Raw genomic sequence first — 15,428 nt, forward strand, 5'->3', positions numbered from 1 at the left:
CCGGCCAGGGCGTGTCCCTGGCGTGCGGGGTGCGCGCGCCCCAGATGTCCGCGATCCGGTCACTCGCGGGCGGCCTCTTTCTGCCGACGGGAATCCATGGGCGGCACAGGTACCCGCCCGTCCACGACTGCTACCCGCCGAGGGGGAAAGACCACCTGCCGGAAGGGGACGGCGGCCGTCGTCTTCCCCGGGTCGCCGCGGTCGCCGGCCGCCGGCCGCCGGAGCACCTCACCGCGGAAGTCCCTCCGGGCCGCACACAGCGTCCTCCCCGGCCGTGCGCGGCATCGCCGACCGTTGCGGCGTCCCGGCCGCGCCGGCCGGCACCGCGGGGAACCGCTCGGTTCGTCGTCCTGCGCCCGTTCCGCGCCCCCTCGGCCGGGCGTGGGGCCCGCGCGGCGCACGGCCCGGCCGGCCCCCAGGGGTCCGGGCCGAGCGAGACGGGGCGGAACCGGCCCGCCTCATGCCCCGACGTGTCTCAGGCCAGCGGGTCGTGGCCCCAGTTCATGAGCGAATGCCGCCACCGGGTGTCCCGTACGTCGCCCTGGGGCCGCTGGGCGAGATGCCGCCGGACGTAGCCGACGACCTTGCGCATGTGCTGGTAGTCGTCGTCCGAGAGGTCGCCCTTCTTCGCGCGCAGGATGTCCACGATCCGCCGGCCGGAGGCGTGTCCGGTGGACTCGTCCCCGTCCTTGTGCTGCCCGGCGCTCCGCGACTGTTCCGAAGCCAGCCACTGCTCCAGGTCGGCCGGCTTCATGTTCACCAGCTCACGGAACGCGTCCCAGGTCTCCTTGCGCTCGTCGTCGTCCACGCGGCATCACTTCTTCCTCAGCGCGGACGGCTTGTGCACCGCGGACTTGCCGGACTTCTCGCTGCGGACCCGGTACTGCGGGTCCTCGGGCGAGGCGTCCACCGTCCGTCCCGCGGCCTTTGTCCGCTCGGTGATCTCCTTCTCCACCTCGCCCTCGGCCTGACCGCCGTGACTGCTCCAGGCGACCTTGTCGCCCTTCTTCGTCTTCCTGCCCTCGCCCCGGCTCTTCGCCATCTCGTTCTCCCTCACCGCTCGTCGCGGACGGCTCGCTTCCCGTCTTCCAGGGTGGAGGCTTTCCGGCCGCGCCGCAGCTCCGGACCGGCGCGGCCGGGGCCGGGGGCGCCGCCCGGCGGCTCGGCGGTCCGTGGCCGGGGCAGGGCGCCCGGGGAGCGGCCGGGACGTCGCGGGGCCGGCGGCCCCGTGAGGCGACGGCCGTTTCACCGGCCCGCCGAAGGAAACTCTCCCCGCACCCATCGAGCCGGCGGGCTTCCCGTACGGAATCAGCGCGCCGGAACCGGAAGGAGACCGATCATGCCTGCAGGGTCCAGCTTCAAGCGGGAGCGCCAGTACGAGCACATCAAGGACAGCGCCGAGAAGCGCGGCGCGTCCGAGGGGCGGGCCGAGGAGCTGGCCGCCAGGACGGTGAACAAGCAGCGCGCCCGGTCCGGCGAGGCGAAATCGTCGAGCAGCGGCTCGACGAGGGGCAAGTCGCCGTCGCAGCGCGGCGGGGAGAGGTCCGGAAAGTCCCGGAGCGGGGATTCGGGCCCCACCCGGGAGCAGCTCTACCAGGAGGCGAGGAAGAAGGGCGTCGAGGGCCGGTCCACGATGAACAAGGACCAGCTCGCCAGGGCTCTCGGCCGCTGACCGCCGCCGGCCCGGGGTGCCGGCGCCGGTCGTGCCCGGGAGGTCCCCCGGCCGTCCCAGGGGGGCCGATGCCATCTTGCGTGAGACCGCGTCCGTCTCGGCGCCCTCTCCGAGGAGGATGCGCCCGGCCGGCGCGGCCGTCCGCGGGTGGCGGTCCAGCAGATCGGTCGCCCGGGCCAAGGAGCCGGGTTCCCACCAGGAGTCGTCGCTGAACGCGACACAGGGCGTGCCGGCCCGCTCGACCCCGACGTTCCGGGCGCAGGCGCCGGCGTTGCGCGGCAGCCGGATGAGCCGCACGTCCGGGAACTCCTCGGCGACCGCCGGGCGGTGCCGTCGTCGGAAGCGTTGTCGACCACGACGACTCCTGGGCGGCCCGGCAGGTCGGCCAGGAGTCGCAGGGTGCCCACCAGCTCGGTGCGGCGGTTCCGGGTGGCGATGACCAGGCTTCACCCTGGCCGGCCGCCGGCCGGCCCCCGCCACCGTCGGGGTCGCCCTGGTCATGTCGCTCCCTGCGTCACCCGGTGTGGTGGATGGTGCGGCGGGCGTCGGCCGTCGTCACCACCAAGCCGATGATGCACCGCCCGGTCGCGTCCCGCAGGTCCGGGAGCGGCGGCGGGCGGCCGGGGCGGGTCCGCATCCGGCGGGACGGCCCTGCCGCGCACGGAACGGTCCTGGCGTGTTCATGACCTGCATGGAAGGGCCCGAGCAGGGCAAACGGTTCCCTCTGGGATTTGGAGGATGCCATGACCATGACGGAGCAGTCGGTGCAGTCGGCGAGAGAGGACACCGCCTGCTGCGCGCGCCACGACGGCCACCGGTCGAAGCCGGGTGACGAGGCGCCGGAGACCCCGCGCGAGCGGGTCAACCGCCGCTGGAACGAGATCCTGCAGGAGACCCGGGTCACCCAGACCGGCGTGCAGATCCTCTTCGGATTCCTGCTCAGCGTGGCCTTCACCCCGCTGTTCCGGGAGCTGGAGACGCTGGACCGCGCCATCTACGTCACCACCGTGGTGCTCGGCGCGGCGGCCACGGGATCGCTGATAGCGCCCGTCTCCCTCCACCGCTTCCTGTCCGGCCAGCGCATGAAGGACGAGCTGGTGGAGACCGCCTGCCGCCTGATGATGTGCGGCATGGTCCTCCTCGCGCTGACCATCGGCTGCACCCTCCTGCTGATCCTGCGCTTCGTGGTTCCCGGCGTCCTCGCCGAAGTGCTCGTCGGCGCGGTCATGCTGTGGTTCGGCCTGTGCTGGTACGCGCTGCCGCTGCTCCTGCGGCGCCGCGCCGCCCGGCGCCCCCGCACCGACGACGCATAGCGCGTCCGGGGCCACGGGGGCGAGAAGCCATGACCGGGCGCCGCGGCGGGGCATCCTTCCGCCCGGGCCCCGGGACCGCCCCGTCCCCGGCGGACGGCCGGGGCGCCGCCGGTCCCGCGCAGGACGGGGAGGGCGTCCTGGCCCGTGCCGTCACGCCTGCCCGGTCGCCTCGTCCAGCAGCCGGGGCCCGTTGTTGCGGACGTTGTTGACGGCGGTGGAGACCGGGCGGGCGGTGAGGTGGCCGTCGGCGGGCCGGGTGAGCAGGGCGCGGAGCCGGTCGGGGTCCTGGTGGCCGGGGTCGAGCCAGTCGTCGTAGCGGTCCGGGGCGAGGGCGAGCGGCATGCGGGGGTGGACGCGGCCGGCGGCGTCGGTGGCCTCGGTGGTGATGATGGTGCAGGTCGTCAGCCAGGCGGCCGGGTCGTCGTCGTGCTCGACCTCGGGATCGCGCCAGGACTCGTACAGTCCGGCGAGCGCCATCACCCGCCCGTCGGCCGGGTGGATGTAGTACGGCTGCTTGCGGGGCTTGCCCGTCCTCTCGTCCTCGGTCTGCTGCCACTCGTAGAAGCCGTCGGCCGGCAGCAGGCAGCGGCGCTTGGCGAAGGCGCGGCGGTAGGCGGGCTTCTCGTGCACCGTCTCCACCCGGGCGTTGATCATCCGGGCGCCGATACCGGCGTCCTTCGCCCAGGAGGGCACCAGTCCCCAGCGCAGCGGGCGCAGCACCCGCCGGGCCGGGCCGGCCTCGCCGCCGTCGCCGTCGCGCGGGGGCCGCTCGAACACGGCCCACACGTCATGGGTGGGGGCGACGTTCCAGTTCGGCGCCAGCGCCTCCTCGGGGCTCCAGTCGGTGACGCCGAAGAGGCGGGCCAGGTCCTCGGGACCGCGGGTGGAGACGTAACGACCGCACATACGGCCACTGTGCCACGGCGCCCGCCGCCGCGCCCGGCCCGCCCGGGCGCGGCGGCGGAAGCGGCCCGCGGCGGCGCCGGCCGGTCCCCGCCTACGCCGCCTCCCCCACGGGCGCGGGCCCGGGCCGGCGTCCGAACTGCGTCCGGTACAGCTGGGCGTACCGGCCGCCCGCCGCCAGCAGGTCCTGGTGCGTGCCGCGTTCGACGATCCGGCCCGCCTCGACCACCAGGATCAGGTCCGCCGTGCGGACGGTGGACAGGCGGTGGGCGATCACGATGGCCGTCCGGCCCTCCAGGGCCTCGGCCAGCGCCTCCTGGACGGCGGCCTCGGAGGTGTTGTCCAGGTGGGCGGTGGCCTCGTCGAGGACGACGACCCGCTGGCGGGCCAGCAGCAGCCGGGCGATGGTCATGCGCTGGCGCTCGCCGCCGGAGAGCCGGTAGCCGCGCTCCCCGACCACCGTGTCGAGGCCGTCCGGCAGGGACCGCACGAGGTCGTCGAGGCGGGCGCGGCGCAGGGCGTCCCACAGCTCCTCCTCGGTCGCGGCGGGGCGGGCCAGGAGCAGGTTGGCGCGGACCGTGTCGTGGAAGAGGTGGCCGTCCTGGGTGACCATGCCGAGGGTGTCGCGCAGGGACCGGGCCGTCAGGTCGCGGACGTCGACGCCGCCGATGCGCACCGCGCCCCCGTCGACGTCGTACAGGCCCGGCAGCAGCTGCGCGATGGTCGACTTGCCGGCGCCGGACGACCCGACGAGCGCCACCGTCCGCCCCGGTTCCGCGCGGAAGGAGATGCCGCGCAGGACCTCGGTCCCGCCCCGGGTGTCCAGGGAGGCCACCTCCTCCAGGGAGGCCAGGGAGACCTTGTCGGCGGCGGGGTAGCCGAAGCGGACGTCGTCGAACTCCACCGACACCGGGCCGTCGGGGACCGGGCGCGCGTCCGGCTTCTCCTCGATGAGGGGTTTCAGGTCCAGTACCTCGAAGACGCGCTCGAAGCTCACCAGCGCGCTCATCACCTCCACCCGCGCCCCGGCGAGCGCCGTGAGCGGCGCGTACAGGCGGGTCAGGAGCAGCGCGAGGGAGACCACCGCGCCCGGTTCGAGGGTGCCGCGCAGGGCGAAGAAGCCGCCGAGGCCGTAGACGAGGGCCAGCGCCAGGGCGGAGACCAGGGTGAGCGCGGTGATGAACGCCGCCTGGGCGGTGGCCGTGCGGACGCCGATGTCCGCCACCCGGCGGGCCCGCGCCGCGAACTCGGCCGACTCCTCCTCCGGCCGTCCGAACAGCTTGACCAGCGTGGCCCCGGGCGCCGAGAACCGCTCGGTCATCCGGGTGCCCATCGCCGCGTTCAGGGCGGCCGCCTCGCGCTGCATCCGGGCCATGCGGCTGCCCACGCGCCGGGCGGGCACGACGAACACCGGGAGCAGCACCAACGCGAGCAGGGTGATCTGCCAGGACAGGGTGAGCATGACGGCGAGGGTGAGCAGCAGCGTGACCAGGTTGCCGACCACCCCGGACAGCGTGGTGCTGAAGGCCCGCTGGGCGCCGATGACGTCGTTGTTGAGGCGGGAGACGAGCGCTCCCGTACGCGTGCGGGTGAAGAACGCGACCGGCATGCGCTGCACGTGGTCGAACACGGCCGTCCGCAGGTCGAGGATGAGGCCCTCCCCGAGCGTCGCGGAGAGTCTGCGGCCGAGGACGCCGAGCGCCGCCTCCACCACCGCGAGGGCCGCGATGAGCAGGGCCAGGCGTACGACGGTGCCCTCGTCGCCGCCGGACACGATCACGTCCACGACGCGCCCGGCCAGGACCGGGGTGGCGACGGCGAGCAGTGCGGTGAGCACGCCGAGTGCCACGAACAGGGCGATGCGGCGGCGGTGCGGTCGGGCGAAGACGCCGATGCGGCGCAGGGCCGCGCGGGTCAGGGGGCGCTCCTCCCGCTGGGCGTTCACGACGCTGTGCAGCTGGTTCCAGGCTGTGGTCTCCATGCTCATGGCAGCGAACCTAGAAGCTCAAGTATTGTTGAGGTCAACACCGGGATCCCGGCGGACCCGACGACCGCCCGTAAGCCGCCCGCCCCGCCGCCGCAACCCGCGGTTGGCGCGGTACGGCCACTCTCCTCGGGTGTGACAGCGGCACACCTCCCCGACCTCCCCCGGGAGCGGTCCTCCCGGCTCTCCCGGGTGCCCCGGCTCCCCCGGTTCTCCCGGTCTCCCCGGCGCGTCCCGGTCCGTCAGATCCTGTGCCTGCTCCCGCTCCCGCTCGTCGCCGTGGTGGCGGTGCGGCACCGGTCCGTGCTCGCCGAGGGCCTCGTCCACCTCGGATCCGCGCGGTGGCCCTGGCTGCTGGCCGCGGTCGGCGCGACCTGTCTGACCTGGGTCGCCGCCGCCGTGACCCGGCAGGGCGCGGTCGTCGAGCGGCTGCCCCGGCTGCGGCTGCTCGCCACGCAGTTCGCGGCGGGCGCGGCCAACCACCTGCTGCCGACGGGCCTGGGCGCGAGCGCGGTCAACCTGCGGTTCATGACGGTGTGCGGGCTGCCGCTCGCCCGCTCCTCGGCCGCCCTCGCGCTGTATCTGCTGGCGGAGTCCATCGGCCGGCTGGCGCTGCTGGGCGCGCTGCTGATCGCCTTCCCCGACGCGCTGCGGCTGGGGGGTGCGCTGCCCGAGGAGGCGCTCGGCTCGCTGCCGGCGGCCGCCGCCGCGGCGCTGGTGGCGGCGGCCGGCGCGCTCGCGCTGGTGCCGCGGCTGCGGACGGCCGTGCTGTCGTTCCTGCGGACGGCCCTCGGGGAGGCCCGCTCGGTGCACGCCCGCCCGGCGCGGGCGCTCGCGCTGTGGGGCGGCTCGCTGGCCTTCCCGGCGTTGCAGGCCGCCGGGCTGGTGCTGGTGGGGCGGGCGCTGGGACTGCCGGTGCCCGCCGCGCACATGGCGCTGGCCTATCTGGCGGCGACGGTCGCCGTCGCGCTGGTACCCACGCCGGGCGGCATCGGCTCGGTCGAGACGGCCCTGATCGTGGCCCTGGTGGCGGCCGGCGGCCCGGCGGCCGTGGCCACGGCGGTGGTCCTCGCCTACCGCATCATCACGGTCTGGCTCCCCCTGCTGCCGGGGGCGCTGACGCTGGGCGCGCTGGTGCGGCTGAAGGTGATCTGAACCCGCCCCGGACCGCCGGCCCCCGAGGGTCCCGCGGCCCGCACGGGGCCGGCGACGGCGCGCGGCGCGGTCACCGGCGGCGGCGTCACCGGCGGCACGCCCGCGTACGCCGCCCCGCTCCCGCTGCGTCCGCACGCCGGTGCCGGGGTCACGCCCGGACCGTGGAACCTGGGGCGATGGAGCGGACCGGTCGGCTGGATCGCGGTGGTGCGGGCGGTGCTCGTCACGGTGCCGTCCTGCCTGCCGCGGTCGCCGCCGGTGACGGTCGGCGCGGCGGACCACGCGTCCGTCGCCCCGCTGGTCCCGGCCGCCGGGCGGCGGTCCGCCGCCCGCCGCCCGTACGGCATCCCGGCCACCGCCGCGGACGGCTCCGGCCGGGACCGGGCCGAACCGGCCGGGAGCGTCGTGCGACCGCCGCGCACGGTGCGGGCCGCTGTTCCCGATACGGCAGGATGGGCCATCGCGCCAGCCGCGCGGCGACGGGCGGCCGGCCTGCTGGAACATCCCGGAAACGAGCAGGTGACGACGTGATGAGACCTCACATCCGGCCGTCGGCGAGTGGGTTCGCCGCAGCGCTTGTCCCCGGGGGTGACCGGTGACCCGCGGACTCACCGTGCACGATCTGGTCATCGCCGGAATCTGGCTGGCCGCCGGCCTGCTGGCGGCCTTCCTGCTGCGCATCCTGCTGCGCTGGCTGGGCAAGCACGCCGGCCGCACCCGCTGGAGCGGGGACGACGTCATCGTGGGCGCCCTGCGCACGGTGGTGCCCTGGGCCGCGGTCGCGGGCGGCGCGGCGGGCGCCGCGGCGGCGCTGCCGCTGACGCGCACGGTCCAGCACCACACCAACCAGGCGCTGACCGTGCTGGTCATGTCCGTCGCGACGGTGACGGCGGCCCGGGTGGTCGCGGGGCTGGTGCGGACGGTGACGCAGTCCCGGTCCGGGGTCGCCGGATCGGCCACGATCTTCGTCAACATCACCCGGATCCTGGTCCTGGCGATCGGCTTCCTGGTGGTGCTGCAGACGCTGGGCATCTCCATCGCCCCGCTGCTCACCGCCCTGGGCGTCGGCGGCCTGGCCGTCGCCCTGGCCCTGCAGGACACGCTCGCCAACCTCTTCGCCGGCATCCACATCCTCGCCTCCAGGACGGTGCAGCCCGGCGACTACATCCGGCTCAGCAGCGGCGAGGAGGGCTACGTCGAGGACATCAACTGGCGGCAGACCACGGTCCGCGAGCTGTCCAACAACCTCGTCGTGATCCCCAACGGCCAGCTGGCGAAGACGAACATGACCAATTTCATGCGTCCCGAGCAGCAGCTGACCATCCTGGTGCAGGTGGGCGTCGCCTACGACAGCGACCTGGAGCACGTCGAGCGGGTGACGACGGAGGTCGTCGCCGAGGTGATGACGGAGATCACCGGCGCGGTCCCGGACCACGAGCCGGCGGTGCGCTTCCACACCTTCGGCGACTCCCGGATCGGTTTCACGGTCATCCTGGGCGTCGGCGAGTTCAGCGACCAGTACCGGATCAAGCACGAGTTCATCAAGCGGCTGCACAAGCGCTACCGGGAGGAGGGCATCCGCATCCCGGCGCCCACCCGGACGGTGGCGCTGCAGCAGGGCACGGTGGTGATACCGCAGCAGCGCGAATCGGACGACACGGCCGCCGCCCGGCTCGACTGAGGGGCGCCGCGGCGGCCGGTCCCGGCCCGGGGGACGGGCCCGGCCGCCGCAGGGCGTCAGGAGCGCCCTCCCGCCGGGACGGCCGGATCAGGCCACCGGGCGGCGGAACTCCCCCACGGACCACGGCCAGCTCCCCGGACCCCTGTCGAACCGGGGGCGATCACGAGATATCTTGATGTCGAGCAATGTTGCAGACGTGGAGCGGAGCACCCGGTGACTGACTCGACCATCATCTATACGCACACTGACGAGGCCCCGGCCCTGGCGACGTATTCCTTCCTGCCGGTGGTCCAGGCGTACGCCTCGCAGGCGGGGGTCGCTGTGGAGACCCGCGACATCTCGCTGGCCGGGCGCATCATCGCCGTCTTCCCGGAGTACCTGACCGAGGAGCAGCGCATCCCGGACGCGCTCGCGGAGCTGGGCGAGCTGGCCAAGACGCCCGCGGCCAACATCATCAAGCTGCCGAACATCTCGGCGTCCATCCCGCAGCTGAAGGCCGCGATCGCCGAGCTGCAGGGCCAGGGCTACGCGCTGCCGGACTACCCGGACGACCCCAAGACCGACGAGGAGCGGGAGATCCGCGCCCGCTACGACAAGGTCAAGGGCTCCGCCGTCAACCCGGTGCTGCGCGAGGGCAACTCCGACCGCCGCGCCCCCGCCTCGGTGAAGAACTACGCCAAGACCCACCCGCACCGCATGGGCGCCTGGACCGCCGAGTCGAAGACCAACGTGGCGACCATGGGCCAGAACGACTTCCGCTCCACCGAGAAGTCCGTGGTCATCGCCGAGGACGGCACGCTGCGTATCGAGCTGGTCGGCGACGACGGCACCACCACCGTGCTGCGCGAGTCGGTCCCCGTCCAGCGGGGCGAGGTCGTCGACGCCTCCGTGATGCGCGTCGCCGCGCTGCGCGAGTTCCTCGCGGAGCAGGTCGCCCGCGCCAAGCAGGAGGGCGTCCTGTTCTCCGTGCACCTGAAGGCCACGATGATGAAGGTCTCCGACCCGATCATCTTCGGCCACGTGGTGCGCGCCTTCTTCCCGAAGACGTTCGCGAAGTACGGCGAGACGCTCGCCGCGGCCGGCCTGACCCCGAACGACGGTCTGGGCGGCATCTTCAAGGGCCTGGAGTCCCTGCCGGAGGGCGCCGAGATCAAGGCCTCCTTCGACGCCGAGCTCGCCGAGGGCCCCGACCTGGCCATGGTCGACTCCGACAAGGGCATCACCAACCTGCACGTGCCCTCCGACGTCATCGTCGACGCCTCCATGCCGGCCATGATCCGCACCTCCGGCCACATGTGGGGCCCGGACGGCCAGGAGCACGACACCCTCGCCGTGCTGCCGGACTCCTCCTACGCCGGCGTCTACCAGGCCGTGATCGACGACTGCCGCGCCAACGGCGCCTACGACCCGGCGACCATGGGCTCCGTCCCGAACGTCGGCCTGATGGCGCAGAAGGCCGAGGAGTACGGCAGCCACGACAAGACCTTCGAGATCCCGACCACCGGCACGGTCCGCCTGGTCGACGGCAACGGCACCGTCGTCATCGAGCAGACCGTCTCCGCCGGCGACATCTTCCGCGCCTGCCAGACCAAGGACGCCCCGATCCGCGACTGGGTGAAGCTGGCCGTCACCCGCGCCCGCGCCACCGGCGACCCGGCGGTGTTCTGGCTGGACGCCACCCGCGCCCACGACGCCAACCTGATCGCCAAGGTCGAGCAGTACCTGCCGGAGCACGACACCGAGGGCCTGGACATCCGCATCCTGCCCCCCGTCGAGGCGACCAAGCTGTCGGTGGAGCGCATCCGCCGCGGCGAGAACACCATCTCCGTCACCGGCAACGTGCTGCGCGACTACCTGACCGACCTGTTCCCGATCCTGGAGCTGGGCACCAGCGCCAAGATGCTGTCGGTCGTCCCGCTGATGGCGGGCGGCGGCCTGTTCGAGACCGGGGCCGGCGGCTCCGCGCCCAAGCACGTGCAGCAGCTGGTCAAGGAGAACTACCTGCGCTGGGACTCGCTCGGTGAGTTCTTCGCCCTGGTGCCGGCCTTCGAGCAGTACGCGAAGGTCACGGGCAACGCCCGCGCCCAGGTCCTGGCCGACACCCTCGACCGCGCCACGGCGACCTTCCTCAACGAGGACAAGTCCCCGACCCGGCGCGTCGGCGGCATCGACAACCGCGGCAGCCACTTCTACCTGTCGCTGTACTGGGCGCAGGAGCTGGCGAAGCAGACCGACGACGCGGACCTGGCGAAGGCCTTCGCCCCGCTCGCCGAGACGCTCGCCGCCAACGAGCAGAAGATCGTCGACGAGCTGATCGCCGTCCAGGGCAAGCCGGCCGACATCGGCGGCTACTACCAGCCCGACCCGGCCAAGGCCGCGGCGGTCATGCGCCCGTCCGCCACCTGGAACGAGGCGCTCGCGTCGCTGAGCTGATCCGGTGCCCGCGCCCCTGACGCGCGGGAGAACCCGAACCGATCCGACACGCCGCCCCGGCGGGACCCGTCCCGCCGGGGCGGTCGTGCGTCCGGACGACGGCACGCTGGGCGGCCGGAGAATCTTTTTCACGCAATTGCGTGAGCCATATATCTCCCCTCAACTATGCTCAAGAGGAAGGAACTTGACGGTGAACACACTTGCGGTGGGCAACGCATCACCACACGGAATGCGAGGGGGAGGCGATGGCTGCGGCCGGTGGTCCCACACTGCGGCGGCGTCAGCTCGGAGCCGAGCTGCGGCGCCTGCGTGAACACGCGGGCAAGAGGATCGAGGACGCCGCGGCGTACCTGGAGTGCTCGATGTCCAAGATCAGCAGGGTGGAGACCGGGCAGGCGCCGATCAAGGCACGGGACGTCCGCGACCTGCTCCAGTGGTACGGCGTCACGGACCGGGCACTGACCGAGACCGTCCTGCAGATCCACAAGGACGCCCAGCAGCAGGGCTGGTGGGCGCACTACGCGGAAGTGCTGCCCTCGGGCATGGCCACCTATGCGGGACTGGAGGCGGACGCCCGCGCCCTGCGCTCGTACGAACCGACCTTCGTGCACGGTCTGCTGCAGACCGAGGACTACGCCCGCGCGGTGATCGCCGCCGTACGGCCCAACAAGCCGTACGAGGTGGAGCAGTTGGTGCGTTTCCGCAAGGAACGGCAGGCGCTGCTGACCCGTGAACCCGAGCCGCTGGAACTGTGGGTGGTGGTGGAGGAGAGCGCCCTGCGCCGCCCCGTCGGCGGCACGGAGGTCATGGCGGCCCAGTTGGAGCACCTGGCCGGTGCTGCGTCCCTGCCGAACGTGACGATCCAGATCATGCCGACCGCCAAGGGCGCCCACGCGGCTCTGGCCGGGACCTTCTCACTGCTGGAGTTCGAACCCGGCATCCCGACGGTCGTCTACGTCAACTCCATCGCCGGAAACGTGTACCTGGAGAAGGAACGCGACGTGCGCACCTTCGTCCAGACCTTCGATCTCGTGCGGGCCGCGGCTCCCGATCCGCAGGAGACACCCGCCACGCTGGAGCGGATAGCAAGGGAGATCCAGGCGTCATGAACACGCACGACGAGCGGCACCCGCCGCGGATAGACCCGGACGACGCCGACTGGCGCAGGAGCAGCCGCAGTTCGGGCAACGGAGCCTGCGTCGAGGTAGCCGTCGCCGACGGCGTCGTCGCCGTCCGGGACTCCAAGAACACCGGTGGGCCGATCCTCGCGTTCACACCGCGCCGGTGGCGGGCGTTCCTCGAAGGAGCGGGCGAGGCTCCGCTCCCCCGTCCCTGAACAGTTGTCAGGGAACCGCTGGCGGGCCGGGGCGGTGTGCCATCCGGATCAGTTGCCGCACGTACGAATGGAGTACGACGCGCGACCGGCCCCTCGGCGCGTCGGGCTGCCCGTGCACAACGTACCCTCCCTCCTGCCCGTCGCGTCCGGCGCCTTCTACACGGAGGACACCTTCTGGACGGCGGCCGGCGTCGCCGTGGCCCTCGTCGTCGGGTGCGGTGGGGTCTGGGCCGCGTTCCGGGCCGCGCACCCCAGACGGCGTCTCACCTACACCGTGAGCCACAGGCCGCTGGTGCACCGGCACATCGGCGGAAACCTGGAGGTTCGCCGGAACGGGACGCTGCTGACCGACCCGCATCTCGTCGAGGTGGTACTCACCAACCCCGGCCGACGGGACATCGCCAGCACCGCGTTCGACGGCGGGGAGCCCTTACGGGTGGACCTGGCCGTGCCCTACCTGGAGGTGCTCCGCACCGAGTCCAGCCCCAGCTCGGCCCAGCTTCCGCCGGCCCGGGTGCACGGTTCGGTGCTGAGCGTCGGACCGGGACGGATCGGGTGCGGCACGACGATCAGCTACCTCCTGCTCGTGGACACGGCACCGACGTACACCTGCCGGCACTCGCTGCTCGACGTGGAGGTCCGGCACCTGCCCGCCCCGCAGGCCCGCAGGACCACGCGTCAGACCTCCCTCGTCCGGCCGTAGCAGCGCCCGTCCCCCGGTATGAGATCTTGATCCTGTCGCCCGCCACCGCCAACAGTCCTGGAGCAGCCCGATGACCGGCCCGACGACCGACGCCCCGCCCTCCTTCGAGCTGCTGCCCGGCGCCGGCGACTCCCCCGTGATCCTGCACGTGCCGCACTCCGCGCGGGAGATCCCGCCCGCCGTGCGCGCCGGCATCGTGCTGGACGACGACGCGCTGGAGCGGGAGCTGGACCACATCACCGACGCGCACACCGCGCGGATCGCCGAGGAGGCGGCCCGGCTGGCTTCCGTCGCCCCCTGGCGGTTCGTCAACCGGCTGTCCCGGCTGGTCGTCGACCCGGAGCGGTTCCCGGACGAGCGGGAGGAGATGCTCGCCGTCGGGATGGGCGCCGTGTACACGCGCACCACCCACCGCGCGCCCCTGCGGCCCGCGGACACCGACCCCGGGCCCCTCGTGGAGCGGTACTTCCGTCCCTACGCACGCGCCATGACGGAGGCGGTCGCCGACCGGCTCGCCGCCACCGGACGAGCCGTGATCATCGACGTCCACTCCTACCCCACCGCCGCGCTGCCGTACGAGTTGCACGGCGAGGGGCCGCGCCCGCCGGTCTGCCTGGGCACCGACGCCTTCCACACCCCTCCCGAGCTGCTGGCGAAGGCGCGCGAGGCGTTCGAGGAGTGCGGGGAGACCGGGCTCGACAGCCCGTTCAGCGGCACCTACGTGCCGCTGGAGTTCTACCGGAAGCGGCCCGAGGTGGGCGCGCTGATGGTGGAGATCCGCCGGGACACGTACATGACCGAGCCGGGCGGCCCCGCCGGGCCCGGGCTGCCCCGCCTCGCCGCCGCCCTGGCGGCCCTCGTCGACGCCGTCTCCCGCTGACCGCCGGTGCCCGGACCCGGGCGGTCCGGTCCGGGCACCGGCCGGAGCGCTTCCGGCGCGCGGCCCGAGCCGGTGCGGCCCGGGTCCCGTGTCACGCCGGGAAACCGGTCATCGGTGGCCGTGGTCCGGCCGCACCGGTGCGCCGCACGTCACGCGCCGCGCCCCGTGTCACGGGCCGCGGCCCGGGCCGCCCGGCCCGGCGCCCGGTTCAGGCCCGCAGCCACTCCGTGACCACCACGTCCCCGCCGGCGTGCAGCTTCAGGGCGAACGGTCCGGTGGGCGGCGTGTCGGCGGTGAACCGGCCCATGTCGTCGGCGGTGAGCGGCCGGGCCGCCTGCGGCCCGCTCAGCACCTCGATGCGGGCCGGCTGCGGCGGCAGCACCTGACCGATCAGGCCCTGCTCCGTCACCTCGACGTCGACGGTCACCTCGCCCGCGCTGAAGGTCAGCATCCGCGGCGGATCCTCCGCGCCCCTGACCGGGATGCCGTCGACCAGCGAGTCGAAGGTCAGCTCGGCGAGGCGCGCGTCCAGGTCGTGCAGCGCGTAGGCGTCGACGGCGATCTGCCGCAGCTCGGGCGGCACCGGGTCCAGGATGGCGGCCGCCTGCCGCAGCTCCTCCTCCAGCACCTCCTCCAGGAGGCCGCCGCCGAACCCGCCGCCGGTGCCCGCGCCGTCGGACGCGTCACCGCCGGGGCGGCCGTCCTCGAAACGGCCGTCCTCGAAACGCTTGCCGTGCATGCCGTTCATGCCGCCCCCCGTGCTTCCAGCCGAGCCCGCAGCCGGCGCAGACACCGCTGGCGCATCGGTCCGATGCTGCCCACGGCGATGCCCAGTGCGGCGGACACCTCCTGATAACTGGGCGGCGGCGAGGCCATCAGCACCCGCAGCAGCTGCCGGCACCGCTCTCCCAGTTCCTCGAACTCCTGCCACAGATGCCGCACCCGCTCGCTCTGCGCGGCCGCCTCCTCCGAGTCGAGGACCGACTGCTCCGGCGTACGGTCCTCGCTGACCCGGTCCAGCAGGTACGGATCGTCCGTGAGCGTCAGCCGCCGCGCCGTCCTGAGCACCTTCAGGCACTCGTTGCGCGCGGTGCTCGCCACCCACGAGGCCGTCTTGTCCGGCTCCCGGATGCGGCCCAGGTGCTGGGCGAAGCGGAACCACACGGTCTGGTAGACCTCGTGCCCGTCCGCGTCGGAGAGCCGGTGCGCGCGCACCACGGACCACACCAGCGGGCCCAGCCCTTCCACCAGCGCCTTCCAGGCCGCCGCGTCGCCGTCGGCGGCGGATCGGACGAGCGCCCCGACATCTGTACGGTCCACGGCCCCACCCCTCGTGTACGACACGTCATCGTACGCCGTGGCGGGGGC

At 73.6% G+C, this 15,428-nt stretch carries 16 protein-coding genes and 1 pseudogene; 10 read left to right on the forward strand and 7 right to left on the reverse strand.

The genetic code is table 11. The features are described from left to right. Nucleotides 1-475 precede the first annotated feature (475 nt). Together ABD363_RS23775 and ABD363_RS23780 are read right to left on the reverse strand one after the other, a co-directional pair. The gene (locus tag ABD363_RS23775; protein ID WP_344606899.1) at nt 476-808 is read right to left on the reverse strand and encodes a DUF3140 domain-containing protein; all 333 of its coding nucleotides are present in this window, start codon (nt 806-808) and stop codon (nt 476-478) included. Nucleotides 809-814: 6 nt separating this feature from the next. After that, nucleotides 815-1,042: a hypervirulence associated TUDOR domain-containing protein gene (locus ABD363_RS23780; protein WP_344606901.1), complete on the reverse strand. Its 228-nt coding sequence runs from the start codon at nt 1,040-1,042 to the stop codon at nt 815-817. A 297-nt stretch (nt 1,043-1,339) separates the two neighbouring features. Here ABD363_RS23780 and ABD363_RS23785 point away from each other — a divergent pair, with 297 nt between their 5' ends. Next, a complete protein-coding gene (locus ABD363_RS23785; protein ID WP_344606902.1) occupies nt 1,340-1,672 on the forward strand; it encodes a plasmid stabilization protein in 333 nt (110 codons plus the stop codon). 144 nt (nt 1,673-1,816) lie between these two features. Here ABD363_RS23785 and ABD363_RS32705 read toward each other — a convergent pair. Further along, nucleotides 1,817-2,173, reverse strand: a pseudogene (locus tag ABD363_RS32705) (glycosyltransferase); the annotation flags it as partial. Between the two features lie 242 nt (nt 2,174-2,415). Here ABD363_RS32705 and ABD363_RS23790 point away from each other — a divergent pair. Then, nucleotides 2,416-2,985, forward strand: a complete 570-nt coding sequence (locus ABD363_RS23790; RefSeq protein ID WP_344606904.1) for a DUF6328 family protein — start codon at nt 2,416-2,418, stop codon at nt 2,983-2,985. A gap of 150 nt (nt 2,986-3,135) precedes the next feature. Here the strand turns inward: ABD363_RS23790 and ABD363_RS23795 are convergent, their stop codons facing one another. Next, nucleotides 3,136-3,891 (reverse strand): SOS response-associated peptidase, encoded by a 756-nt coding sequence (locus tag ABD363_RS23795; protein ID WP_344606906.1) that lies wholly within the window; start codon nt 3,889-3,891, stop codon nt 3,136-3,138. A 91-nt stretch (nt 3,892-3,982) separates the two neighbouring features. Further along, nucleotides 3,983-5,875 (reverse strand): ABC transporter ATP-binding protein, encoded by a 1,893-nt coding sequence (locus tag ABD363_RS23800; protein ID WP_344606908.1) that lies wholly within the window; start codon nt 5,873-5,875, stop codon nt 3,983-3,985. A 252-nt stretch (nt 5,876-6,127) separates the two neighbouring features. Between ABD363_RS23800 and ABD363_RS23805 the strand changes: the two genes are divergently transcribed. From ABD363_RS23805 to ABD363_RS23840, 8 genes are all read left to right on the forward strand, one after another. Further along, nucleotides 6,128-7,027: a lysylphosphatidylglycerol synthase transmembrane domain-containing protein gene (locus ABD363_RS23805; protein WP_344606976.1), complete on the forward strand. Its 900-nt coding sequence runs from the start codon at nt 6,128-6,130 to the stop codon at nt 7,025-7,027. Between the two features lie 216 nt (nt 7,028-7,243). Continuing rightward, nucleotides 7,244-7,558: a hypothetical protein gene (locus tag ABD363_RS23810; protein ID WP_344606910.1), complete on the forward strand. Its 315-nt coding sequence runs from the start codon at nt 7,244-7,246 to the stop codon at nt 7,556-7,558. A 64-nt stretch (nt 7,559-7,622) separates the two neighbouring features. Next, a complete protein-coding gene (locus tag ABD363_RS23815) occupies nt 7,623-8,708 on the forward strand; it encodes a mechanosensitive ion channel family protein (RefSeq protein ID WP_344606912.1) in 1,086 nt (361 codons plus the stop codon). Nucleotides 8,709-8,921: 213 nt separating this feature from the next. After that, nucleotides 8,922-11,141 carry an NADP-dependent isocitrate dehydrogenase gene (locus ABD363_RS23820; protein WP_344606914.1) on the forward strand — a complete coding sequence of 740 codons (2,220 nt, stop codon included), beginning with the start codon at nt 8,922-8,924 and terminating at the stop codon, nt 11,139-11,141. A gap of 245 nt (nt 11,142-11,386) precedes the next feature. Next, nucleotides 11,387-12,250 carry a helix-turn-helix domain-containing protein gene (locus tag ABD363_RS23825; RefSeq protein WP_344606915.1) on the forward strand — a complete coding sequence of 288 codons (864 nt, stop codon included), beginning with the start codon at nt 11,387-11,389 and terminating at the stop codon, nt 12,248-12,250. After that, nucleotides 12,247-12,477 (forward strand): DUF397 domain-containing protein, encoded by a 231-nt coding sequence (locus tag ABD363_RS23830; protein ID WP_344606917.1) that lies wholly within the window; start codon nt 12,247-12,249, stop codon nt 12,475-12,477. Before ABD363_RS23825 ends, ABD363_RS23830 begins: the two co-directional genes overlap by 4 nt. Before the next feature lie 112 nt (nt 12,478-12,589). Continuing rightward, on the forward strand, nt 12,590-13,180 hold the full coding sequence (locus ABD363_RS23835) for a hypothetical protein (RefSeq protein ID WP_344606919.1): 591 nt from the start codon (nt 12,590-12,592) through the stop codon (nt 13,178-13,180). Between the two features lie 70 nt (nt 13,181-13,250). Continuing rightward, nucleotides 13,251-14,060: an N-formylglutamate amidohydrolase gene (locus ABD363_RS23840; RefSeq protein WP_344606921.1), complete on the forward strand. Its 810-nt coding sequence runs from the start codon at nt 13,251-13,253 to the stop codon at nt 14,058-14,060. 208 nt (nt 14,061-14,268) lie between these two features. Here the strand turns inward: ABD363_RS23840 and ABD363_RS23845 are convergent, their stop codons facing one another. Next, entirely contained in the window at nt 14,269-14,808 is a 540-nt protein-coding gene (locus ABD363_RS23845; RefSeq protein ID WP_344606923.1) for a hypothetical protein, read from the reverse strand. Further along, nucleotides 14,805-15,380 (reverse strand): RNA polymerase sigma factor, encoded by a 576-nt coding sequence (locus tag ABD363_RS23850; protein ID WP_344606924.1) that lies wholly within the window; start codon nt 15,378-15,380, stop codon nt 14,805-14,807. Before ABD363_RS23850 ends, ABD363_RS23845 begins: the two co-directional genes overlap by 4 nt. Nucleotides 15,381-15,428: the final 48 nt, after the last annotated feature.

The organism is Streptomyces glaucus (assembly GCF_039533365.1).
Lineage (GTDB): Bacteria > Actinomycetota > Actinomycetes > Streptomycetales > Streptomycetaceae > Streptomyces > Streptomyces glaucus.

What these genes read in the sequence shown, in the direction of transcription:
- ABD363_RS23780 (WP_344606901.1), bottom strand. Translation starts at nt 1,042, where the DNA reads ATGGCGAAGAGCCGGGGCGAGGGCAGGAAGACGAAGAAGGGCGACAAG.
- ABD363_RS23785 (WP_344606902.1), top strand. Translation starts at nt 1,340, where the DNA reads ATGCCTGCAGGGTCCAGCTTCAAGCGGGAGCGCCAGTACGAGCACATC.
- ABD363_RS23790 (WP_344606904.1), top strand. Translation starts at nt 2,416, where the DNA reads ATGACCATGACGGAGCAGTCGGTGCAGTCGGCGAGAGAGGACACCGCC.
- ABD363_RS23795 (WP_344606906.1), bottom strand. Translation starts at nt 3,891, where the DNA reads ATGTGCGGTCGTTACGTCTCCACCCGCGGTCCCGAGGACCTGGCCCGC.
- ABD363_RS23800 (WP_344606908.1), bottom strand. Translation starts at nt 5,875, where the DNA reads ATGAGCATGGAGACCACAGCCTGGAACCAGCTGCACAGCGTCGTGAAC.
- ABD363_RS23825 (WP_344606915.1), top strand. Translation starts at nt 11,387, where the DNA reads ATGGCTGCGGCCGGTGGTCCCACACTGCGGCGGCGTCAGCTCGGAGCC.
- ABD363_RS23830 (WP_344606917.1), top strand. Translation starts at nt 12,247, where the DNA reads ATGAACACGCACGACGAGCGGCACCCGCCGCGGATAGACCCGGACGAC.
- ABD363_RS23840 (WP_344606921.1), top strand. Translation starts at nt 13,251, where the DNA reads ATGACCGGCCCGACGACCGACGCCCCGCCCTCCTTCGAGCTGCTGCCC.
- ABD363_RS23845 (WP_344606923.1), bottom strand. Translation starts at nt 14,808, where the DNA reads ATGAACGGCATGCACGGCAAGCGTTTCGAGGACGGCCGTTTCGAGGAC.